This window comes from Pseudomonas fluorescens, from assembly GCF_001307275.1.
Lineage (GTDB): Bacteria > Pseudomonadota > Gammaproteobacteria > Pseudomonadales > Pseudomonadaceae > Aquipseudomonas > Aquipseudomonas fluorescens_AA.
On the sequence record NZ_CP012831.1, the window covers coordinates 119,701 to 142,729 of the forward strand.

Genomic DNA, 23,029 nt, shown 5'->3' on the forward strand with positions numbered 1-23,029 from the left:
TGCGCATAACTCAAAACAGGTATCTTGCACCGGCTCCTCTAGGAGTGCGCGGCCGTGCGCGCAGAATTGCCGAGGCAGAACCCGATTTCAGCGAGCCAACATGCAGCTGTTTCTGATCGGCCCAAGCCTGAGACCGAGACTTATATGTACGTATATGACGAGTACGATCAGCGAATCATCGAGGACCGCGTCAAGCAGTTCCGTGATCAGACCCGACGCTATCTGGCAGGCGAGCTGAGCGAAGAAGAATTCCGCCCTCTGCGCTTGCAGAATGGCCTGTATATCCAGCGCTTCGCCCCGATGCTGCGCGTGGCTGTGCCTTATGGCCAGCTGACTTCGCGCCAGGTGCGCAAGCTGGCGCAAATTGCCCGTGACTATGACAAGGGCTATGCCCACATCAGTACGCGGCAGAACGTCCAGTACAACTGGCCGGCCCTGGAAGATGTGCCCGAGATCCTGGCCGAGCTGGCCACCGTGCAGATGCACGCGATCCAGACCAGCGGCAACTGCCTGCGCAACGTCACCACCGACCAGTTCGCCGGTGTCGCGGCCGACGAGTTGATCGACCCGCGGCCATGGTGCGAAATCGTTCGCCAGTGGACGACGTTCCACCCGGAGTTCGCCTACCTGCCGCGCAAGTTCAAGATCGCCATCAACGGCTCGAGTTCGGACCGTGCGGCTATCGAAGTCCACGACATCGGCCTGGAGACGGTCTACAACGCAGCCGGCGAACTGGGCTTCCGTGTGCTCGTGGGCGGCGGCCTGGGGCGTACCCCGGTGGTTGGCGCGTTCATCAACGAGTTCCTGCCGTGGCAGGACCTGCTGAGCTACCTCGACGCCATCCTGCGGGTGTACAACCGCTACGGCCGTCGTGACAACAAGTACAAGGCGCGGATCAAGATCCTGGTCAAGGCCCTGACGCCTGAAGTGTTCGCCGAGAAGGTCGAAGCCGAGATGGCTCACCTGCGTGGCGGCCAGACGACCCTGACCGAAGCCGAAGTCCACCGTGTGGCCAAGCATTTCGTCGATCCAGACTACAAGGCCCTGAGCAATCAGGACGCCGAACTGGCAGCCCTGGACAAGGAACACCCGGGCTTCGCCCGCTGGCGCACCCGCAACACCCTGGCCCACAAGAAGCCGGGTTATGTCGCGGTGACCCTGTCCCTGAAACCCACCGGTGTGGCACCGGGCGACATCACCGACAAGCAACTGGACGCCGTGGCCGACCTGGCCGAGCGCTACAGCTTCGGCCAGCTGCGCACCTCCCACGAGCAGAACATCATCCTGGCGGACGTTGAACAGAGCCAGTTGTTCACCCTGTGGGGCGAGCTGCGCGAACAAGGTTTCGCCACCCCGAACATCGGCCTGCTGACCGACATGATCTGCTGCCCGGGCGGCGACTTCTGCTCCCTGGCCAACGCCAAGTCGATCCCTATCGCCGAATCGATCCAGCGCCGTTTCGATGACCTGGACTACCTGTTCGACATCGGCGAGCTGGACCTGAACATTTCCGGCTGCATGAACGCCTGTGGTCACCACCACGTCGGCCACATCGGCATCCTGGGCGTGGACAAGAAAGGCGAAGAGTTCTATCAGGTCTCCCTGGGCGGCAGCGGCAGCCGCGACGCCAGCCTGGGCAAGATCCTCGGCCCGTCGTTTGCCCAGGATGACATGCCTGACGTGATCGAGAAGCTGATCGACGTGTACATCGAACAACGTACCGCGGACGAGCGCTTCATCGACACTTACCAACGTATTGGCATCGACCTCTTCAAGGAACGCGTCTATGCAGCGAATCATTAAGAACAACGAGGTCATCGACGAAACCTGGCACCTGTTGCCCAAGGACGCGACCCTCGATGGCATCTCCAACTGCGACGACCTGATCGTGCCACTGGCCCTGTGGCGCGATCATGCCCATGCCCTCAAGGCCCGCGACGGCGGCCTGGGTGTGTGGCTGGACGCCGACGAGGAAGCGGAAGAAATCGGTGATGACGCCAACCAGTTGCAAGTCATCGCCCTGAACTTCCCGGCCTTCACCGACGGGCGCAGCTACTCCAACGCCCGCCTGCTGCGTGACCGTTATGGTTTCAAGGGTGAATTGCGGGCGATTGGCGACGTGCTGCGCGACCAGCTGTTCTACATGCGCCGCTGCGGTTTCGACGCCTTTGCCTTGCGCGCCGACAAAGACCCGTACGAAGCCCTCGAAAGCCTCAAGGACTTCTCGGTGACCTACCAGGCTGCCACTGACGAACCGCTGCCACTGTTCCGTCGTCGCTGAAGCAGCCCCATGAAAAAGCCCTGATCCGGGTGTGCCGGTTCAGGGCTTTTTTTGTTTTCGGTGCCTTGATCCACCTCACTCCCACAAAGGGATAGCGGTGAACCCGAAGCTTCAGCCCGCCTCAGAACCCCTGTGGGAGCGAGCTTGCTCGCGATAGCGCTGGGTCAGCTTGCATCCATGTTGAATGTGCCGCCGCTATCGCGAGCAAGCTCGCTCCCACAGGGGGTAGGCATTATTCCTGCGATTACCAGAACCGCTGCTGGGTCAGGCGGCTCCACCAACTGAGCAGCACGCGATCCACCGAACCGCTGGCCGCCATGCCAATGCGCTCCTGCAGGCTTTTGCGTTCAGCGTAGTGCAGGTGGTACAGCTCGGCACCCTTGGCCCGTTCGGCCAGGTACTCGTCGCTGGTTTTCAGCTCGTCCACCAGATGCTTGCTCAACGCCGCGACACCCAGCCAGACTTCACCCGTAGCCACTTCATCGATGGCCAGTTGCGGGCGATAGTTGGACACGAAGTTCTTGAACAGTTCATGGGTGATGTCCAGGTCTTCCTGGAACTTCTCCCGGCCCTTCTCGGTATTTTCGCCGAACACCGTCAACGTGCGTTTGTATTCGCCGGCCGTCAACACTTCGAAATCGATGTCATGTTTCTTCAGCAGACGGTTGACGTTGGGCAATTGCGCGACGACGCCAATGGAGCCCAGGATCGCAAAGGGGGCGCTGATGATCTTCTCGCCGATGCACGCCATCATGTAGCCGCCGCTGGCCGCCACCTTGTCGATGCAGACGGTCAGCGGCACGCCGGCCTGACGGATCCGCGCCAGTTGCGACGAGGCCAGGCCATAGCTGTGGACCATGCCGCCGCCACTTTCCAGGCGCAGCACCACTTCATCCTTCGGCGTTGCCAGGGTCAGCAGCGCGGTGATTTCATGACGCAGGCTCTCGGTGGCCGAGGCCTTGATGTCACCGTCGAAGTCCAGCACGAACACCCGGGGCTTGGCCGCCGGTTTGTCCTTGTTTTTCTTCCCGGCCTTTTCAGCCTTGCCTTCGGCCTTGCGCAAGGCCTTGAGCTGATCCTTGTCCAGCAACGTCTGTTCCAGGCGCTCGCGCAACCCCTTGTAGAAATCGTTGAGTTTGCTCACCTGCAACTGGCCGGCCGACTTGCGCCGCCCCTTGCTGCGCAGCGCAGCAAAACTGGCCAGCACCACCAGGATGGCGATCACCAGCGTCACGGTCTTGGCCAGGAAACCGGCGTACTCGATGAAAAACTCCACAGCAACTCCTTAAATGCAATGCGCCACTGAACGCAGGCGCGTGACAGCCCCAGCATACCCATGCGCCTGCGTCGCGACCAGCCAAGAAACCTATGGTTACCTTGACGCGAGCCAGGCAGGACAGGGCTGCAACGGGCATTTCAAACAAGCGTATGTTTTTTCATTGACAGCTCACCGCCATCCCCATAACCTCGCCAAACCTTCAACGTACCGGGATGACGCGGACGTGGGCAGTATCTATCTAATTCGACATGGCCAGGCCTCCTTTGGTGCGGACGACTACGATGTCCTTTCGCCCAATGGCGTACGCCAGGCGCAAGTGCTCGGCGACCACCTCGCCGAGCTCGGTGTCGTATTCGACCGCTGCCTCTCGGGTGACCTGCGGCGCCAACAGGATACCGCCGCCGGTGCGCTGGGCCAGATGTCCGCCGCCGGCATGCCGGTCCCCGAATTGGAAATCGACCCGGCGTTCAACGAGTTCGATGCCGACGCGGTCATTCGCGCCCTGTTGCCGGACATGCTCCCCCAGGAACCCGAGGCGTTGCATATCCTGCGCAACGCCGCGCAGAACCGCGCCGAATTCCAGCGTATCTTCGTGCTGATCGTCGAGCGCTGGCTGAGCGGCCAGTATGACCCGCCCGGTCTCGAAAGCTGGCTGGGTTTCGTCGAGCGGGTCCAGGCCGGCCTGCAGCGCATCCTGGAGCAAGCCGACAACACCCACAAGATCGCCGTGTTCACCTCCGGCGGCACCATCACCGCCCTGCTCCACCTGATCACCCGGATACCGGCCCGACAGGCCTTCGAACTGAACTGGCAAATCGTCAACACCTCGCTCAACCACCTGAAATTCAGGGGCCGCGAGGTGGCCCTGGCTTCCTTCAACAGCCATGCCCACCTGCAACTGTTGAAGGCCCCGGACCTCATCACCTTTCGCTGAGTCCGGATTACTGTAGACCCTTGCTGTACCACCCAAATAAGGATCGAAACCATGACCTCCGTAGCCGACGCCGTACAAGCCATGAAAGCCAAGTTCAACCCAGCCGCCGCTGCCGGCCTGGACCTGGTATTCGGTTTCCGCATCGATGAATCCAAGCATTTCTCGCTGATCGTCAAGGACAGCACCTGCGAACTGCAGGAAGGTGAAAACCCGGACGCCCAGGTGACCCTGGTGATGGATGGCGAAACCCTGCAAGGCATCGTCGACGGCAGCACCGACGGCATGCAAGCGTTCATGGGCGGCAAGCTGCGCGCCGAAGGCGACATGATGCTGGCCATGAAACTGTCCGAGCTGTTCCCAGCCTGAGATTGAGTTCGCCTTCCTCGCGAGCCTTTTGATTGCCAACGAATCCCGCCCCCATGGCGGGATTCGTGTTTTTGCCCCTTCTTGATTTCCCACCACACACAACCTTGACCCCTGTCAGTTCCCGCGCGTCCTTCAACCGCTAACGTAGCGCTTCCATCAAGGCCAGGGACGGCTCATCGGGAGCCTGTGCCTGCTCATCTCAAGGAAGAGAGACTCATGCCCTCACTGAAGATCGTTCTGCTGTCCAGCGCATTCAACGGCTTGACCCAACGCGCCTGGCTGGACCTGCGCGAGGCCGGTTATCGCCCCAGCGTGGTGCTGTTCACCGATGCGGCTTCGGTCTGCCGGCAAATCGAAGAAAGCGGCGCCGATCTGGTGATCTGCCCGTTTCTCAAGGACCGCGTACCCGAGCAGTTGTGGCGCAACCCACGGCGCCCCGTGGTGATCATTCATCCGGGGATTGTCGGCGATCGCGGTGCCAGTGCCCTGGACTGGGCGATCACCCGGCAGCCCGAACGCTGGGGTGTCACCGCATTGCAGGCGGTGGAGGAAATGGATGCCGGGCCCGTGTGGGCCACGTGGGAATTCGACCTGCCCAAAGGCCTGCGTAAATCGGAGCTGTATAACGGTCCGGTCAGCGACGCGGCCATTCGTTGCATCCGCGAGGTCGTGGAAAAATACCATGACGGTTTCGTCCCGGTGCCACTGGACTATGGCCGCCATGACGTGATCGGGCGCCTGCAACCGAACATGACCCAGGACGATCGCAGCTTCAGCTGGCACGACAGCAGCGGTTTCATCAAGCGTTGCATCGACGCCGCGGACGGTCAGCCCGGTGTGCTCGCAAGCCTGGCCGGCGAACAGTTTTACCTGTACGACGCCCATCCGGACGTTCGCCGCGGCCTGCCCGGCGAGCTATTGGCCATGCGTGACGATGCGGTGCTGGTGGCGACAGGGGATGCCAGCCTGTGGATCGGCGCACTGCGCCGCAAACCGCAACCCGGCGAACAGACCTTCAAGCGCCCGGCGCGCCATGTACTGTCGAACCACCTCGAAGGTATCCCGGTGCTCGACAGTTCCCTGGGCCGGCAGCCGTTCAGCGACGAACCCTATCAACCCATTCGTTACCGCGAATGCGGCCATGTCGGGGAGCTGACGTTCGAGTTCTATAACGGCGCGATGAGCACTGAGCAATGCCAGCGCCTGGTGGCGGCATTGCGCTGGGCCAAGTCCCGGGACACCCAGGTGCTGTTGATCCGTGGTGGGCGCGGCAGCTTTTCCAACGGCGTGCACCTGAACGTGATCCAGGCCGCCGCCGAGCCGGGCCTGGAAGCCTGGGCCAACATACAAGCCATCGACGACGTTTGCCTGGAGCTGTTCAGCGCCCGGCAACTGGTGGTCAGCGGCCTGACAGGGAACGCCGGGGCCGGCGGTGTGATGCTCGCCCTGGCCGCCGATATCGTGCTGGCACGCCGTGACATTGTGCTCAACCCGCACTACGCGACCATGGGCCTGTACGGCTCTGAATACTGGACCTACAGCCTGCCCCGCGCGGTCGGTCCGGACATGGCCTGGAAGCTCACCCAGGACTGCCTGCCCATCAGCGCCTTGCAGGCGTTGCGCTACGGCATGGTCCAGGAAATCGGCCCGCGTTGCCCCGACGAGTTCGGCCTGTGGCTGCTGCAGCGAGCCAACCGCGCGCTGCTCGATCCGACCTATGAAAGCATCCGGATGCGCAAGGCCGAACGGAGCCTGTCGGCGATCCAGGCGTGTCGCGATGATGAACTCGCACAGATGCGCCGCGACATGGTCGACGATCGCCACGGCTTCGCCGACAAATGCCGTCGTTTCGTCTTCAAGCACAAGGCCTGCCGTACGCCAGAACGCCTGGTTGCACCTTGGGCGCGGACAAGACAGGCCCAAGCCGTCCAGTAACTCCCGGTATCGGGGAAGGCTTGGCAGCTCTTACAATGCCCGCTTCCCCCGCATCGGCCTGAACATGGACATCGACCTCGCCCGCACTTTCCTGGAAATCGTCCGTCACGGCAGCCTCGCCGCAGCCGCCGAAAAGCTGCACGTGACCCAGACGGCGATCACCGCCCGGGTCCAGAAGCTCGAAAGCCAGCTTGGCTGCGCGCTGTTCGTGCGCAACCGTGCCGGCGCGCGCTTGACCGCCGACGGCGAGGCCTTTGTGGTCTACGCCAACCAACTGGTGCAAACCTGGGAAGCGGCCCGCCGGGACCTGCCGCTGCCCGAGGGCTATCGAAACGTCCTGCACCTGGGAGGCGAGGTCAGCCTGTGCAACCCCTTGATGCTCGCCTGGGCCGGAGAACTGCGCCAGAAGATCCCCGGTCACGCCCTGCGCATGGACATCCGCGACGGCGAGAAGCTGCTGCAACAGTTGGAACTGGGCCTGCTGGATGCGGCGGTGGTCTATCAGCCCGAATACTGGCCGCGCCTGCAGGTAGAACAACTGCTGGAAGAAAAACTCATCCTGGTGCGCCTGGCCGCCCGTCCCGAACCCTATGTGTATATCGACTGGAGCGCGGACTTCCGGCGCCAACACGACACCGCGCTGCCAGACAAGGCCAAGGCCGCCGTGACCTTCAACCTAGGCCCCCTGGCCCTGCAATACATCCTGGAAAACGGCGGCAGCGGTTACTTTCGCACGCGAGTCGTGCAGAGCTACCTGGACAGTGGAATCCTGGAACGGGTGCCCAAGGCACCGGAATTCAATTATCCGACTTACCTGGTCTATTCCCGCGATCGGGACTCAGCGGCGTTGCAGCAGGCATTCGAAGTGCTGCGAGAGATCGTCAAGACCGGCAGCGACTGGTCACAGCGCTGGGATCCATTGACCTGACGGCTGCTCAAGCAAGATTTGCCCGGGATGAGGACCTGACATGGCCTGGGATTGCTCCCGCTTTTCAGGCGCTGGCGAAGCCGGCGATCTTTCTCTTGCGGCTCAATCGCCAGTGGAAAGATCGCAGCCTCGTTGCACTCGGCAGCTCCTACAGTCGCAACCCAGCGGGAGCAATCCCTGGCCACAAAAGCCCTTCGCGATACGAAGGGTCGGGTTCTATGGCTCGCTCTGCATGTGATCCACGATCTCGTCCTTGATCAGCAATCGCTTCTTCTTGAGCGTCTCCAAAACGTCGGCGGGCAGCGCGGCGGAGGATGGCTTCTCGGCATCGACCACCTTGGCATCAAGTTGGGAGTATTGTTGAAGTAACGAGTCGAGCCTTGGATTCTCGCTGCGTTTTTGCTGGATTTGATCTTTTGTGTAGTTGAGATCCTGGCACAAATCGTGAGACACCGGCATGGAACACCTCCTTTGATGGATCGGTGGCAGGCGTCCTTTCAACGCCCGTCGATTATCAGGATGGCCTCTTGAACGGGGTTCTGTCGACCGCCAATCCGACCAGCGGTGACCGTTCGTCGTACCGGATCGCTTGGCGATCAAACCTTTGCCCGGGCACAACCCTCCATTGATCAGAGACGACAAGAATCGCTCGTTCAACCTGTATGGAGACTCACTTATGGACAAATTCATCCTGCGTCAACTTGGCCTGGCAGTCGCCCTGAGCACCAGCATGGGCATGGCCTGGGCCGCGACTTCCAACGACTTTGTCGACGAGGCGGCGGTCGGTGGCATCGCGGAAATCGAAACCAGCAAACTGGCCTTGGAAAAAAGCCAATCGGCGGACATCAAGGCGTTCGCCAACAAGATGATCACCGACCACACCAAGGCCAACGAAGAGCTGAAGACGCTGGCGAAAAAACATGACATCGAAGTGCCCGACGACACCACGTTGATGAAGAAAGCCAAGGCGAAGATTCTCGAGGTGCGCGATGAGTCCTTTGATGCGGCCTTCGCCAACAACCAGGTCAAGGCCCACGAAGAAACCATCGCCCTGTTCAAGAAAGAAGCCAATACCGTGACCGACGACAAGAAAGCCGGCAACACCGAACTCAAGGCGTTCGCCCAGAAGATGCTGCCGGACCTGCAACATCACTTGGATGAAGCCAAGAAACTCCAGGCGGCCCATCCAAGCAAGTAACGGTAGACCCGCTACTTGAGGCTCGTTCAAGGAAAAACGGCGCTTCTCCCAAGACGGGAAGGCGCCGTTTTCGTACCCCGGACTTTTATCAGGCCTCAAGCCCCTTGCGCGCAACCGCAGCGCCCGCCTGCAACGCCCTTCCCAGCTGTACTTCGAAATCCCCCCGGCTCATCACCTGCAAGGCGGCGGCCGTGACACCCCGGTAAGCCACCAAGGCGTCGATCATCTGCTGGGCGTCACGACTCGCCAGCAACTGGCTGCTGTCGACCACGACACTTTTCGCCGCCAACTGTGCGATGTCGCCAGGTATACCGGCCAGCATCGCCTGATGGGCCAGCGCCGTCATCAACAAGGCCGGAAAGGCCGGGCCAGTGCCCGAGAGCGCGGAAAGGTAATCGATGAAATCTTCTTTTTCGACCTCAGCCGCAGTGCCCACGCACTCGAACAACTGCTGCACGAGGCTTTTCGTCGCCGGCGCTATCGCGCTAAAGCCATACCAAGGCGTAAAGGACTGTCCGATTTCCACCGCCGCGTTGGGCATCGCCCGCACGACCGCTGAAGCCGAAGTCTGCGCTGCAATCGCCTGCGCGGTGATCCCGGCCATCAAGGAGATCACCGTCTTACCCGTCGCATTGATGCCCAGGCTGGCGAAATGCTCGGGACGAACCGCAATGATCACCACGGCGCTGCGATTCACCAAGTCCTGGTTGTCCGTGACCAGGCAAGCACCTTGTTGAGCCAACGGATGATTGCCCGAGCGATTGGAAATGATCAGGTTGCCCGCCGGCACCAGCTCCTTCGCCAGGACTGCCTTGGCAATCGCGCCGCCCAACCAACCGGTACCGCCAATGATCCCAAGGGTCTCATTGATCATCGCCGTGACCTTCGAACGTGTCGGTCAAGGGCACAAAGACCCCAGGCTCTTTTTCGGCATAACCGAACTTCCCGTAGAAACGATCCAGCTCACGCTGCTTGGGGACTTTGCCGGTGAAGATGCTCACGTAATGCGGGATGCGCTGGAAGCGCACGGTGATCAACTCTGTCGTGTTCATGGTGATGTAGCCGATCTGCGTCAGATAGATCGTTCGGGCCCGTGCATCAGCCCCCTGGCTGTCGTAGCCAAAGCGCTTGAACATGTTCGCCAGGGCGTTCATGCGCTGCTCGTCCACCACCGCCACCTCTTGGGCCACTTCAGCAGACTGAAGCGCCCAGCTGCGCACGGCGAACTCGAATTGCGAGTCGAACAATTGCGGGTTGAGCCAGCACTCGAACACATTCAGGATCGCCTCGGAAATGCTTTCGGCATAGCTTTCACTTTGCCGGATCAGCCCCCCCGTGTTGGTCTCCCGCCAACGCGACAGCAAAGCAGCCAGCAGTTGCTCACGGTCCTCGAAAAACCAGTAGAAGCTGGTGCGTGACAAACCCAGGCGCTTGGCCAGTGGCATGACCCGGACCGCATCGATGCCCGACTCTTTCAGGGCCACGTAGGCCGCTTCCAGCCAGCCCTCCGGCGAGCCTCGCCAGCCTGCGTCCTGGGCCTTGCTACGGGCCTTCCCTACCTGCGGCATCGTGCGCCTCCTTCTTCAAATACGTGATAGAAATGTACTCTCATGATCCCTTAATGTACACATGAGTACATTTTGTTGACTTGACCGTCTCGAGCACTTAAAGTCCAGCATCATGGAGATCCAACCACCGCTCTCATCAAACAAGCCGGGCCCAGGCATGAAACAACATGTCCGTGAGGCGCGCCTGGTTGTATCTCCAAGAGGCAAGGACTCTAAAACAACAACAACGAGCCGCCATTATGATTTTTTTGCTGAACGCCGCTGAAAGAACTTCGCCATCCGGCCAAAGAATGCCGGAACGACTGCCTTCGTCATACCCTTCATCTGTCACCCACTGCCCAAATCCAGATAACTGCCAACGCGAGTTCAGCGCGCAGGCGCTCTGTGCTGCCCGAACGCTTGGGCCACAGATATCAACCATTTGAAGCGAGGTCATCGATGCTCCAGCCAGGACAGAACCTAGCCCCCGCCAGGTAACGCATCGCCCAGCGATAACAGAATTTCAACCCCGCCGTGCGATTGGATCAGCCGTACACGCCTGTGCCCGGGTGGTTGCGTTCGCGAGTCATTTCTTCCATCAGCCGGATTAGTGATATGTGGATTACACAAGAGAAACTTCCCTTGGGCGAGATCATTGCCCGGTATGTCGATTGGTTGACGCAGCATGGCGCAGACGTATTCGACGCTATATCCCTGGCGTTGTCCGGGACCATCACTGCGCTGACGCACGCCCTTCTGTGGTTCAACCCCCTGGCTTTGATCGCGATATTTGCGTTCCTCGCTTATTACATCCAACGCAAGGTCAGCCTGACACTTTTCGTCGCCTTTTCATTCTTGCTGATATTCAACCTCGGCTACTGGCAGGAAACCATGGAAACCCTGGCCCAGGTGACGTTCGCCACACTCGTGTGCGTGATCATCGGCGTACCGCTGGGCATTGTCGCCGCGCACAGGCCGATGTTCTACACCTTGATGCGTCCGGTGCTCGATCTGATGCAGACCGTACCGACCTTCGTCTACCTCATTCCTACCCTGACCCTTTTCGGTCTGGGTGTGGTCCCGGGCCTGATCTCCACGGTGGTGTTCGCGATTGCCGCGCCCATCCGCCTGACCTACCTGGGCATCCGCGACGTTCCGGACGAACTCATGGACGCCGGCAAAGCCTTCGGCTGCTCCCGTCGCCAACTCCTGTCGCGTATCGAACTGCCCCATGCGATGCCCAGCATCGCGGCCGGTATCACCCAGTGCATCATGCTGTCGTTGTCGATGGTGGTGATCGCCGCGCTGGTGGGTGCCGATGGCCTGGGCAAACCGGTGGTCAATGCACTGAACACCGCCGATATCGCCATGGGCTTCGAAGCCGGCCTGGCGATCGTGCTGCTGGCCATCATCCTCGATCGAATCTGCAAACAACGGGAAACTGTGAAAAGAGGTGACGTATGAGCATCATCCGTTTCGAAGACGTCGACGTCATCTTCGCCGCCCGTCCGAAGCCCGCCCTGGAACTACTCGACCAAGGCTTTTCGCGGCCGGAGATTCTTCAGAAAACCGGTTTGATCGTCGGTGTGGAGAAAGCCAACCTGGAAATCAACAAAGGTGAGATCTGCGTGCTCATGGGCCTGTCCGGCTCTGGCAAATCCAGCCTGCTGCGTTGCATCAACGGCTTGAACACCGTCAGCCGTGGCAAGTTGTTCGTCGAGCACGAAGGCCGGCAGATCGACATCGCTTCCTGCACCCCCGCCGAACTGAAGATGATGCGCACCCAGCGCATCGCCATGGTGTTCCAGAAATTCGCCCTGATGCCTTGGCTGACGGTGCGCGAGAACATCAGCTTCGGCCTGGAAATGCAGGGCCGCTCGGAAAAGGAATGCCGCAAGCTGGTGGATGAGAAGCTCGAGCTGGTGGGCCTGACCCAATGGCGCAACAAGAAGCCCGACGAACTGTCCGGCGGCATGCAACAACGGGTCGGCCTGGCCCGCGCCCTGGCGATGGACGCCGACATCCTGCTGATGGACGAACCGTTCTCGGCCCTCGACCCGCTGATCCGCCAAGGCCTGCAGGATGAGTTGCTTGATCTGCAGCGCAAGCTGCACAAGACCATCGTGTTCGTCAGCCATGACCTGGACGAAGCCCTGAAACTGGGCACGCGGATCGCCATCATGAAGGACGGCAAGATCATCCAGTACAGCACGCCCGAAGAGATCGTACTCAACCCGGCCGACGACTACGTGCGCAACTTCGTCGCCCACACCAACCCGTTGAATGTGCTGTGCGCGAAAAGCTTGATGACCCCACTGGACCAATGCGTTTTGGCCCGCGACGAATATTGCCTGGATACGGCTCAAAACCTGTGGATGGTGGTGAACCCGCAGCGTCATCTGACCAGCGTTCGAAAAGGTGCCACCACCGCACACGTCCAATCATGGAATCCGACCGAGAGAATCGACACCTTGGCGCGACAACCGACTTGCGTGCCGCCGATCACCACCATGCGCGATGCCCTGCAGATTCGCTACGAAACGGGCCATCCCTTGATCGTGCGGGATGAGGCCGATACTGTCCTGGGCATCCTGGGCGACGGTGAACTGTATCGGGCACTGTTGGGGCACAACCTGTCGCACCCTGTGCTTGCTGAACCTGCAAGAGCATCTTCGGTGGCTTGAATCACCCGGCACGGCGTTGGAACACACCTATGCAACCCAGCGATATCGATAAAAAGGTCAAGGGCTATCGGCGGTTGATACCGTCGATGACGGCGTTGCTGGAATTCGAAGCCGTGGCGCGGCTGGCCAGTTTCACCCTCGCCGCCCAAGAGCTGGGCGTCACGCAGGCCGCCGTCAGCAAGCAGATCCGGTTATTGGAAGATACCCTGGAGACCAAGCTGTTCCATCGCCTTCATCGGTCGATCAAGCTGACGCACGAAGGCTATGTCCTGCATCTGGTCGTCGCGGAGTCCATTCATCGCATGGCCAGTGTCTTCGACAAAATTGCCGAGGGCATTGGTGAGCAGGAGATCACCATCGCCTGCACGGAAGCGTTTTCTCACTTGAGAATACTCCCCCGGTTGATTGCACTGCGCACCCTGCAACCGAAGTTGAAGTTGCGCTTGCTGACGCAACAGGTCTCGCCCAGTTCATACCGCGATGACGTCGACCTGGCCATCCGTTTCGGCAATGGGAAATGGGAGGATGGCAGTTCGGTTTTCCTGTTCGATGAAGAAGTGTTTCCCGTTTGCGCGCCGGTCTGGCTTGCCGCCAACGCAGCCCCTTCATCCGTTACCGATTTCCTGGACACGGCGCTGATTGATTCGGACTCCACCCTGGAAGGCTGGATGACCTGGAACCGTTGGTGTCGGGAACTGGGCGATATGCGCCCCAAGCTCAACTATTCCTTTCGCTGCAGTTCCTATAACGATGCGATCGAAGCGGCTATTCAAGGCCACGGCATTGCGCTGGGGTGGAGTCGGCTGATCGCGCACCGGCTCAACAGTGGTGAACTGATCAGAATTACGCCCTACGTGGTCAAGCCAAAAGACGCTTATTACCTGGTTATTCCGAGCGGTCGGAAACGTGAGCCCATCACCCAGGCACTGATCGATTGGCTGCGCGATGACAGCCATCTAAACCATTGATTACAAAGATGTTAAAGACCACTTTTACGCATAACGCAAAGTTATGCGAGCGTGAAAATAAAGCGCGTTGACGGTCTTATCCCACCTTTCCAAACTGTACTCGCCGCCTGATCAACTTTGCGTTTGAGCGAGACCCATAATGACAATCAATACCGTGAAGACCCACCGTGAACTTCTGACCGACCGCACGCCGGGCCACGGCATGCCGGGCGGTTTGTTTGGTCGCCAGGATATTTTTGAAACCGATGTCGATATCTTCTTCACCCAGCATTGGATTCTGGTGGGGGTCACCAGCGACGTCCCCGAACCCGGTGATGTCTCCACCCTCGATATCGGCAAATCCTCCATCCTCCTGGTGCGCGACGATGATGAGCATGTGCAGGCGTTTCGCAACGTTTGCCGGCACCGCGGGGCGCGCTTGAAACAGGCCGGCAAGTCAACGGTGGGCATGCTGGTCTGCCCCTATCACCAGTGGACCTACGACCTGGATGGCAGCCTGAAACATGCGGCACACATGGGCCAGGACTTCGACCCTAAATGCAAAAGCCTGATCCCGGTGCACACTCGGGTCGTCGGCACCCATGTCTTCGTCTGCCTGGGCGACGAACCGCCGGAAGACATCCTGTACCTTGACCAGGTCATGACACCGCGTTTCGCCCAATATGACCTCGCCCATTCCAAGATCGCCTACGAATCGGAAATCATCGAGAACGGCAATTGGAAACTGGTGATCGAGAACAATCGCGAGTGTTATCACTGCGCCGCCACCCACCCGGAATTGACCGCCTCTTTCCTGCCCGAGGATTTCGGTTTCTGCACCGACGGGCTGGGGGAGGATTCACTCCAGGCGCTGGCCGAATATCACCGCCGCAATGCTGACACCAAGGCCAACTGGGAGAGCGAAGGCTACATCTGCGATGCCGTCGAACACCTGGGTGAAGACGCCGTGACCCAGTTCCGCTCGCAGCGACTGGCCATTGCCGGCAACGGCGAATCCCAGACCCTGGACACCCGCGTGGCGTGCACCCGGCTGTTTGGCGAGCTCACGCGCCGCGACTTGGGCGACGTGCATCTTTGGACGCACAACTCGTGGACCCACATCATGAGCGACCATGCCGTGGTCTCCTACATCATCCCTCTGGCGCCCGATAAAACCCTGGTGCGCACCAAGTGGCTGGTCCATGCCGATGCCGTCGAAGGCGTCGATTACCAGGTGGATAAGCTGACCGAAGTCTGGGTCGCGACCAACCTGCAGGACGCCAGCCTCGTCGGCATCACCCACAGCGGTACCCAGGATCCTGCCTACACGCCCGGGCCGTTCTCGGCCTTCACCGAAACCTATGTCGACCAGTTCTCTCGCTGGTACGCGGCGCGTCTGGCCGCCCATGGCGTGTGAGGAATGAACATGACGACTTACGAAAACCTGACGCGCCCTGGAAACGCCAGCGCGCTCCAGCGTTTTACCAACCCGGCCACCTGGGGCACGTTCGGCGCGCAATGGCACAGTGGTGAACAGAAAACCCTGCAATGCTGCGCTGTGCGCCAGGAAACCCATGACGTCAAAACCTTCATTTTTCGCTGTGCGGACTTCAGCGCCCTGAGCTTCGAGCCCGGTCAATTCATCACGATCTCACCGGTCATTGGCGGGCAGACCATTGCCCGCTGCTACACCCTGTCGTCCTCCCCGACCCGGCCGTTTGCGTTTTCCATTACCGTCAAGCGCGTACCGGGGGGCGCAGTGTCGAACTGGCTGCATGACCACCTCAAGCCCGGCGACAGCCTGAAGGCCTCCGGCCCGGCGGGCAGCTTCACACCGGTCGGCCATCCGGCGACCAAGTTGTTGTACCTGTCCGCCGGTTCCGGCGTAACGCCGCTGATGTCGATGACCCGGGCCGCGTGCGACATGGCCGGCAACCTCGACATCGTTTTCGTGCACAGCGCCCGCACGCCCACCGACATCATCTTCCACACGGAACTGACGCGCATGCAGGCCGCCATGCCGGGGTTGCGGGTCATCAGTGTTTGCGAAGGTCTCGGCGACACCGCTCAATGGCAGCAACCGATAGGCCGGCTCGACTTGTCGTTGTTGAGCCAGCACGTGCCGGACTACCAGGAGCGGGAAATCTTTACCTGCGGCCCCCAGGGTTACATGGAAGCGGTCAAGTCGCTGCTCAGGGAAGCAGCATTCGATTTCGCCCACTACCACCAGGAAAGCTTCGACATCGCCGCACTGAATGAAGAACCGTTGATCGAGCAGGCGGCTTCGCTCAATCAACAGGACGTCTTCACCGTGACCCTGTCGCGGTCAGGCAAGACGTTCAGCATGCCGGGCCATCAGACCGTGCTGTCTGCCGCCAGGAAAGCCGGCGCGATCGTGCCCTCCTCCTGCAGCCAGGGTGTTTGTGGCACCTGCAAGACGGCCCTGCTCCAGGGCACGGTGGACATGCATCACAACGGCGGTATCAGGCAGCGGGAAATCGACAAAGGCCTGCGCTTGCTGTGCTGCAGCAAACCCACTTCTGATCTGGTCCTTGATCTTTAGCCTTGCCTCAAGCATCAGCCGTTTCCGCCAGTGGCTGATGGCGCCTCTGGCGGAAACGGTCGATGCCTGATGGGCCAGGTGACCTAACCGAGTTTTACATTCATGGTGATGCGTGCCGTGAAGACTTTCACGCCGCCCTCGTCGAAGATCTCGACCGGGACAATCTTGTCCCCCGAGGTCTGCCAGTCGATGTCGCTACCGTCGGCAATGGCGTGGATGGACGTCTTGGCCTTGGCCAGGTATTCGACGGTCATGCCTTTGGGAATCCAACGAGCCCCGCCAGGGATGGACACCTCGGTCATCATGCCGCCCGCCAGTTCTGCCGCGTTGCACAACGCGATCGCATGAACGGACGCCAGGTGATTGGTGATTTCCTTGCGGAACGGCACCTTCACCTCACTGCGGCCGGGGGCCAACAGCGAAATCTCCGGGTTGATGGTGCCGAAGTACGGTGCCATCTGGCAGGCCATATTGCTGAAAGCGGACGGACCAACGCTTTGGTACATGCTGAGAGTCTGGCTCATGGGGTATCTCTGGTCAGGTGGGCTGGAGTCATGAACAGAACATTACTCTTTTACAGAATATCGCTCTGTTACAGAACAATATTCTGTAAATGTCCACCCTGTCAATCGCTCGTGCCGAGCCTTTGTTTCAATTACCATGGCCACTTTTTGCCTGGGCCGAAAAATGGAACCTGTCGATCTCCTCGAGCGCTGCTACCCAGGGCGTCGTGCCGAGTCCAAGCGGCACATCCTTCGATGTGCCCTGGCGCTGTTCAACCAACAGGGCATAGAAGCGACCACCATCGATATCATCCGTGCCGAAAGCCAGATGAGCGTGGGGGCCATTTATCACCATTTCGACAACAAGGAAGGCTTGGTCGCGGCGTTGTACATGACCGCCCTGGACGATCAGGCGCGGCTGCGGGACAGCTACCTTGGCGCTGTCACCTCGACCCAGGAGTGGGTGCATGCCCTGGTGTTCAGCTACGTCGATTGGGTGGTCAGCCAACCCGATTGGGCGCGGTTCCAGTACCAGGCGCGCTTTGCGGTCGCGCGCAGCGGCTTCAACGAACGGCTCGCCGAGGCGAATCTGGCCAGGAACGCCGAGCTCAAGAAATGGTTCAGCGACCCGGCCCACCAGCAGGATTTGCAGGACCTGCCTTTCGAACTGATCCCGTCACTGATCATCGGTTCGGCGGAGAGCTACTGCCGCGCCTGGCTCTCGGCCCGCGTCAAACGCAGCCCTGAAGACTACCGGCAGCAGTTGGCCGAGGCCGCCTGGCGCGCCGTTGGCGCTGGCGGCTGAGCAGCTCGCTCCCGTTTCTCCCGGTCAATGGCGCTCCCAGTCAACTCTGGCCGTTGCGCTCAAGCATCACCCACCACCGGGACTTAAAGTCGAAGTGCCAGGGGACATTCCCCCGCTCACAATTCCAAGAATAGAGCCACTTCAATGAGCCCGACCAAATCCCTGCCAGCGTGCCTGGCACTCAGCTTCGCGTCATTTGCCGCCCATGCCGCCGATGGCCCTCCACCACCTTCCGTAAGCCAACCCAGCGGTATCAACCTGGGCGGCACCAGCTTCTACGACGGGTTTGCGGGGCCACCCGGGCTGACTCACCAGACCTACCTGAAGTTCAGCACCGCCAGCAGCATCAGGACCAACGGCGGCAAGAAAAACGGCGCCTTCGATGACCCGAAGATCAACGTCATCACGATGATCAATCAGTTGAGCTACTACTCACCCGACACCTTCGCGGGAGGGGCACACCTGGGTTGGAGCCTGTTGGTACCCGTCGTTTCCCTGGATGGCGACTTCGGCGACAACGGGGCCAAGCTCAAGGACAACGCTACCGGCCTGGGCGATGTCACGGTCGGGCCACAGATCCAGTTCGATCCGATCGTCGACGCCAGCGGCCGGCCGGTTTTCGTGCAGCGCATGGCCTTCGACACCCTCCTGCCAACAGGCAAGTACGACAAAGACAAAGACCTGAACCCTGGCTCCAACCACTTCTCCCTGAACCCCTACTGGGCAGCGACCTGGATGCCGGCACCCCGTTGGGAAGTGAGTTGGAGGCTGAATTATCTGTACAACTTCAAGAACGACGATCCGGCGAGCAGTTCGCAGCAGTTCTTTGAAGGGCAAACGGTGCACGACACCCAGTCAGGACAGTCGGCATGGGCCAACTTCACCGCCTCGTACGAAGTGTTTCCGAAGGTCTCGGTCGGCATCAACGGTTACTACTTCCGGCAGATTTCGGATGACAAGGTCAACGGCAACACCCTGACCGACTCCCGGGAAAAGGTGCTGGGCTTTGGCCCGGGCCTGTTCTGGAAAATCACCGAAGACAAAGCCTTCTGGCTCAACACCTATAAAGAAACCGGCGTCGAGAATCGCTCCCGAGCGGATTACCAGGTGCAGGTTCGCTACGTTCACAAGTTCTGATTGACGTGTAGGCGGCTCACGTATGAGCAGGCTCTTTACCTGAGGTGATGCTTCATGAACGCACTCGACTCCATCGATAGCAAAAAATCACTGGGCGCCATCTGCCTGATGATGGTCATTTCCCTGGGGACGCTACAGATCCAGCCGATCCTGGGCGGTGCCCTGATCGACCAGCTCGGCCTGCCGCTCAATGCAATCGGCGCTATCTTCGCCGCGGAACTCATGGCGATGGCCATCGCTTGCGGAGCCTGCGCCCTGTTCATGGCGAGCGTCGACCGGCGCCGCTTCGCCCTGCTGGCCTTGTTGATCCTGGCATTGGGTAACCTGGCCAGCACACAACTGCACAGCCAGACCGGACTGGTCATTTCCAGGATGATCTGCGGCGCCAGCGGCGGCGCGGTCATGGCGGTGGTCTATGCCACCGCAGCGCTGCGCACCTCCAAGGATGCGACCTTCGCGGTCATCAACATCGGCAACCTGCTGTGGGGCATGCTGCTGGTGACATCCATGCCGCGGGTCCTCCAAACATTTGGCGTGAATGGCGCGTTTTCCCTGTTGGCGATCACCAGCGTGCTCGCAGCGCTGGGTTGCTGGAGAGTGCCCAAGCACTACCCGCAAGCACATCGCGCGGCCAATGGCTCGATCCAGCCATTCGGTCTCACCGCCATGCTGTTGATCCTGCTGTTTGCCCTGCTGTTCTTCGGCCACTCGGCACTGTGGGTGTACCAGGAACGCATCGGCAAGAGCATCGGCCTGGAGCCCCAGCAGATTGGCGGCATCCTCGGCGGCAGCATCCTTGCCGGAGCCCTTGGCGCCGGGCTGGCCGGGCTGATCGGACGGCGTCTGGGCCTGCTGTTTCCGCAACTGTTGAGCTTCGGCACGGCATTGCTGGCGACCTTGATCATGGTCTATGGCACCAGCCCCGTTGCCTTTATCACCACGGCCTGCCTGATCCATATGGTCTGGTTTTTCAGCCTGCCCTACCTGCTTTCCATGGCGGCGGAACTGGACCCTTCCGGCCGATTGGCAGGCCTGGGTAACGCTGCGATTTTCATCGGCCAGGGACTCGGCCCGTTTGGCGCCGCACTGGTCGTGGGCGAGGGACACTTCCGCGCGGTCGGATGGCTGGCCGCCTCAGCCTATCTGCTAGCCTTGGTGATCTCGTGCTTGGTAGTTGCACGCTTTCGCCGCGGCGTGAAGCCTTCCGGACCGGCGATGTCCCCGCAATCGGCCTGAACCTGAACGAACCCGCACATTGACGAGATTGCCTGATGAGTATTCCATTCCCTCAAACCCCTGAATTTTCCGGTGCTCTCTACACGCCCAGCCGCGTGGAAGCAGAGGTGTTCGATCTTGAGATCGAAGGCATCCTGCCTGCTTCGATCTGTGGGACGTTTTATCAGGTGGCGCCAGACCCGCAGTACCCACCCATGCTGGGTAACGACATTTTTTTCAACGGCGACGGCATGGTTAGCCGCTTCAACTTTGCCAATGGCAAAGTCTCGATGCGACGCCGCTACGTGAAGACCGATCGCCTGCTGGCCCAGCGCCGTGAAGGTCGTTCGCTCAACGGCGTCTATCGAAACGTCTACACCAATGACCCCTTAGCGGCAGAAAACAACACCACCGCCAACACCACCGTTATCCCTCACAACGGCGTCCTGTTGGCACTCAAGGAAGATGCCCTGCCTTGGGCGATGGATCTCGAAACCCTGGAGACCCTCGGCGAATGGACCTTTGATGGGCAGATCAAAGCCGCGACGTTCACCGCCCACCCCAAGCTCGATCCGGTGACAGGCAACCTGCTGGCCTGCAGTTATGAGGCCAAAGGCGACGGTACGCCCGACCTGGCCTACTTCGAAATCTCGCCGGACGGAAAGCTGCTGCACGAGATCTGGTTCCAGGCCCCTTATGCGGCGATGGTGCATGATTTCGCGGTGACCGAACGGTACGTGGTGTTCCCATTGATTCCGTTGACGGTTGACGTCGAGCGCATGAAAAACGGCGGGCCGCATTTCCAGTGGCAACCCGACCTGCCTCAGCTGTTCGCCATCGTGCCGCGCAACGGGCGCGGGCAAGATGTGCGTTGGTTCAAGGGGCCCAAGGACGGTTTCCAGGGGCATACGCTCAATGCGTTCGATGAGGGCGGCAAGGTGTACGTGGACATGCCGGTCACCGGCGGGAATATCTTCTACTTCTTCCCCCAGGCCGACGGCTACGTACCACCGCCTGAAACCCTGGCCGCCAGCCTGATGCGCTGGACCTTCGACCTGAATGGCACGCAGGAGGACGTTCAACCGCAGCCACTGACGGAATATCCCTGCGAGTTTCCACGGTGTGATGATCGCTACATCGGTCGAAAATACCGGCATGGGTTCCTGCTCGCCTTTGATCCTGAGCGGCCTTACAACCCGGCGAATGGGCCGATGCCCTTCCAGTTTTTCAACCTGCTGGCGCACCTGGACCTGCAGACAGGCCGCACCGACGCCTGGTTTCCCGGCGACAGCGGATGCTTCCAGGAACCCATCTTCATACCGCGCTCGGCGGATGCAGAGGAAGCCGATGGCTACGTGGTTGCCATGCTCAACCTCATTGCCGAAGGGCGCAGTGAACTGGTGGTGCTGGACACCCGTGACATGGCCAGCGGCCCCATTGCCCGGATCAGGATTCCCTTCCGGATGCGCATGTCGCTGCATGGCTGCTGGGCACCAAGCGATTGATTGGCATCGGGCCCTGATGCCCGTCAATTAAGCACAATCCCTGTGGGAGCGAGCTTGCTCGCGATGGCGGCGGTTCAGTTACATGAGTATTGAACTTGGCTGGCCTCATCGCGAGCAAGCTCGCTCCCACACGTTCAGAGCCTTTTGTGCACCTCTCGCGGCCGCTGCCATCTGCGGTGACTGCCTGCCTCCCCCTCCCCCTGCTCCCCAGGTCCGCCAAAGGTACAGCCTCGCCTAAAAACACATAAATTCCATATTTTAGGATTTTTGCATAAATCCTACTTTACAGGATTTTATCGCAAGACTAGATTAACCCTCATTGCACCCTCCCTCTCTCCAGGAGCCCCTATGAAACTCGCAAGCTTTATTGTCCAAGGCCGTCGCAGCTACGGTGTGATCGAAGGTGATCAAGTCATCGACCTGGAATCGCTCAAACCAACCCTTGGCAGCGATCTCAAACAGGCCATCGGCCACAACCGCCTGAACGAACTGAGCCCTGCGCGCCTGGCAGGCCTGCCGCGTATCCCCTTGGCTGAAGTGACGTTCCTGCCCGTGATCCCGAACCCGGGCAAAGTGCTGTGCATCGGCATCAACTACGCCACCCACGTGCGCGAAACCGGTCGGGAAATGCCGACCTATCCGATGATCTTTACCCGCTTCGCCGACAGCCAGACCGCCCACCTGCAACCCATCGTTCGCCCGACCGCGTCCCACAAGCTTGATTTCGAGGGCGAGCTGGCGGTGGTGATCGGTAAAGCGGCCCGCCACGTCAAACCTGCCGACGCGCTGGACTACGTCGCCGGTTATGCCTGCTACAACGACGGCAGTGTCCGCGACTGGCAGAAGCACACCATTCAGTTCGTCCCCGGCAAGAACTTCCCGAACACCGGCGGTTTCGGCCCCTGGCTGGTGACCGGCGACGAGATCGGCGACCCGCAGGACCTGGAATTGACCACCCGCCTGAATGGCGAAGTGATGCAGCACACCCGCACCAGCGACATGATTTTCGATGTGCGCCAGCTGATCGAGTACTGCTCCACCTTCACCGAACTGGCCCCCGGTGACGTGATTGTCACCGGCACCACCGGCGGCGTCGGAGCGTTCCGCGAGCCGCCGGTGTGGATGAAGCCAGGCGATCAGGTGGAGGTCGAGATTGCTCGAATCGGCACCCTGCGCAACAGCATCGTGGATGAGCAGTAAAC

General features: G+C 60.4%; 23 protein-coding genes. 17 read left to right on the plus strand and 6 right to left on the minus strand.

What is annotated here, in order from left to right:
• Positions 1–144 precede the first annotated feature (144 nt).
• Together AO356_RS00555 and AO356_RS00560 are read left to right on the plus strand one after the other, a co-directional pair.
• A complete protein-coding gene (locus AO356_RS00555) occupies positions 145–1,803 on the plus strand; it encodes a nitrite/sulfite reductase (RefSeq protein ID WP_060738120.1) in 1,659 nt (552 codons plus the stop codon).
• On the plus strand, positions 1,787–2,281 hold the full coding sequence (locus AO356_RS00560) for a DUF934 domain-containing protein (protein ID WP_042728924.1): 495 nt from the start codon (positions 1,787–1,789) through the stop codon (positions 2,279–2,281). Before AO356_RS00555 ends, AO356_RS00560 begins: the two co-directional genes overlap by 17 nt.
• A gap of 244 nt (positions 2,282–2,525) precedes the next feature.
• Here the strand turns inward: AO356_RS00560 and sohB are convergent, their stop codons facing one another.
• A complete protein-coding gene (sohB, locus tag AO356_RS00565) occupies positions 2,526–3,557 on the minus strand; it encodes a protease SohB (RefSeq protein WP_060738121.1) in 1,032 nt (343 codons plus the stop codon).
• 226 nt (positions 3,558–3,783) lie between these two features.
• On the opposite strand from sohB, the gene AO356_RS00570 reads away from it, so the two are divergent.
• The 4 genes from AO356_RS00570 to AO356_RS00585 all read left to right on the plus strand — a co-directional run bounded on the left by AO356_RS00570 (position 3,784) and on the right by AO356_RS00585 (position 7,723).
• The gene (locus tag AO356_RS00570; protein ID WP_060738122.1) at positions 3,784–4,494 is read left to right on the plus strand and encodes a histidine phosphatase family protein; all 711 of its coding nucleotides are present in this window, start codon (positions 3,784–3,786) and stop codon (positions 4,492–4,494) included.
• 51 nt (positions 4,495–4,545) lie between these two features.
• On the plus strand, positions 4,546–4,860 hold the full coding sequence (locus AO356_RS00575) for an SCP2 sterol-binding domain-containing protein (protein ID WP_060738123.1): 315 nt from the start codon (positions 4,546–4,548) through the stop codon (positions 4,858–4,860).
• A gap of 216 nt (positions 4,861–5,076) precedes the next feature.
• Positions 5,077–6,795, plus strand: a complete 1,719-nt coding sequence (locus AO356_RS00580; RefSeq protein ID WP_060738124.1) for a hydrogenase maturation protein — start codon at positions 5,077–5,079, stop codon at positions 6,793–6,795.
• Between the two features lie 64 nt (positions 6,796–6,859).
• Positions 6,860–7,723 carry a LysR family transcriptional regulator gene (locus AO356_RS00585; RefSeq protein WP_014338666.1) on the plus strand — a complete coding sequence of 288 codons (864 nt, stop codon included), beginning with the start codon at positions 6,860–6,862 and terminating at the stop codon, positions 7,721–7,723.
• A gap of 216 nt (positions 7,724–7,939) precedes the next feature.
• Here the strand turns inward: AO356_RS00585 and AO356_RS00590 are convergent, their stop codons facing one another.
• Positions 7,940–8,182, minus strand: coding sequence for a YdcH family protein (locus tag AO356_RS00590; RefSeq protein WP_060738125.1), 243 nt, complete (start codon positions 8,180–8,182; stop codon positions 7,940–7,942).
• Between the two features lie 217 nt (positions 8,183–8,399).
• On the opposite strand from AO356_RS00590, the gene AO356_RS00595 reads away from it, so the two are divergent.
• Positions 8,400–8,921, plus strand: coding sequence for a DUF4142 domain-containing protein (locus AO356_RS00595; protein WP_060738126.1), 522 nt, complete (start codon positions 8,400–8,402; stop codon positions 8,919–8,921).
• Between the two features lie 88 nt (positions 8,922–9,009).
• Here AO356_RS00595 and AO356_RS00600 read toward each other — a convergent pair whose 3' ends face one another.
• From AO356_RS00600 to AO356_RS32485, 3 genes are all read right to left on the minus strand, one after another.
• A complete protein-coding gene (locus AO356_RS00600) occupies positions 9,010–9,795 on the minus strand; it encodes a pyrroline-5-carboxylate reductase family protein (RefSeq protein ID WP_060738127.1) in 786 nt (261 codons plus the stop codon).
• On the minus strand, positions 9,785–10,489 hold the full coding sequence (locus tag AO356_RS00605; protein WP_060738128.1) for a TetR/AcrR family transcriptional regulator: 705 nt from the start codon (positions 10,487–10,489) through the stop codon (positions 9,785–9,787). Before AO356_RS00605 ends, AO356_RS00600 begins: the two co-directional genes overlap by 11 nt.
• A gap of 136 nt (positions 10,490–10,625) precedes the next feature.
• Positions 10,626–10,925 (minus strand): hypothetical protein, encoded by a 300-nt coding sequence (locus tag AO356_RS32485; RefSeq protein ID WP_146042640.1) that lies wholly within the window; start codon positions 10,923–10,925, stop codon positions 10,626–10,628.
• Between the two features lie 158 nt (positions 10,926–11,083).
• On the opposite strand from AO356_RS32485, the gene choW reads away from it, so the two are divergent.
• From choW to AO356_RS00630, 5 genes are all read left to right on the plus strand, one after another.
• Positions 11,084–11,932: a choline ABC transporter permease subunit gene (gene choW, locus AO356_RS00610; protein ID WP_060738129.1), complete on the plus strand. Its 849-nt coding sequence runs from the start codon at positions 11,084–11,086 to the stop codon at positions 11,930–11,932.
• Positions 11,929–13,152, plus strand: coding sequence for a choline ABC transporter ATP-binding protein (gene choV, locus AO356_RS00615; RefSeq protein ID WP_060738130.1), 1,224 nt, complete (start codon positions 11,929–11,931; stop codon positions 13,150–13,152). Before choW ends, choV begins: the two co-directional genes overlap by 4 nt.
• Positions 13,153–13,181: 29 nt before the next feature.
• A complete protein-coding gene (locus AO356_RS00620; protein WP_060738131.1) occupies positions 13,182–14,120 on the plus strand; it encodes a LysR substrate-binding domain-containing protein in 939 nt (312 codons plus the stop codon).
• 139 nt (positions 14,121–14,259) lie between these two features.
• Positions 14,260–15,516, plus strand: a complete 1,257-nt coding sequence (locus tag AO356_RS00625; RefSeq protein ID WP_060738132.1) for an aromatic ring-hydroxylating oxygenase subunit alpha — start codon at positions 14,260–14,262, stop codon at positions 15,514–15,516.
• A gap of 9 nt (positions 15,517–15,525) precedes the next feature.
• Positions 15,526–16,662: a hybrid-cluster NAD(P)-dependent oxidoreductase gene (locus tag AO356_RS00630; protein ID WP_060743041.1), complete on the plus strand. Its 1,137-nt coding sequence runs from the start codon at positions 15,526–15,528 to the stop codon at positions 16,660–16,662.
• Positions 16,663–16,745: 83 nt separating this feature from the next.
• On the opposite strand, the gene AO356_RS00635 is transcribed toward AO356_RS00630, so the two are convergent.
• A complete protein-coding gene (locus AO356_RS00635) occupies positions 16,746–17,186 on the minus strand; it encodes a hotdog fold domain-containing protein (RefSeq protein ID WP_060738133.1) in 441 nt (146 codons plus the stop codon).
• A 163-nt stretch (positions 17,187–17,349) separates the two neighbouring features.
• On the opposite strand from AO356_RS00635, the gene AO356_RS00640 reads away from it, so the two are divergent.
• From AO356_RS00640 to AO356_RS00660, 5 genes are all read left to right on the plus strand, one after another.
• On the plus strand, positions 17,350–17,970 hold the full coding sequence (locus AO356_RS00640; RefSeq protein WP_060738134.1) for a TetR/AcrR family transcriptional regulator: 621 nt from the start codon (positions 17,350–17,352) through the stop codon (positions 17,968–17,970).
• A 144-nt stretch (positions 17,971–18,114) separates the two neighbouring features.
• Positions 18,115–19,107 (plus strand): SphA family protein, encoded by a 993-nt coding sequence (locus AO356_RS00645; protein WP_060738135.1) that lies wholly within the window; start codon positions 18,115–18,117, stop codon positions 19,105–19,107.
• Between the two features lie 54 nt (positions 19,108–19,161).
• Entirely contained in the window at positions 19,162–20,343 is a 1,182-nt protein-coding gene (locus AO356_RS00650) for an MFS transporter (protein ID WP_060738136.1), read from the plus strand.
• 35 nt (positions 20,344–20,378) lie between these two features.
• A complete protein-coding gene (locus AO356_RS00655; protein WP_060738137.1) occupies positions 20,379–21,827 on the plus strand; it encodes a carotenoid oxygenase family protein in 1,449 nt (482 codons plus the stop codon).
• A 348-nt stretch (positions 21,828–22,175) separates the two neighbouring features.
• Complete coding sequence (locus AO356_RS00660; protein ID WP_060738138.1) at positions 22,176–23,027, plus strand: fumarylacetoacetate hydrolase family protein; 852 nt, start codon at positions 22,176–22,178, stop codon at positions 23,025–23,027.
• Positions 23,028–23,029 lie beyond the last annotated feature (2 nt).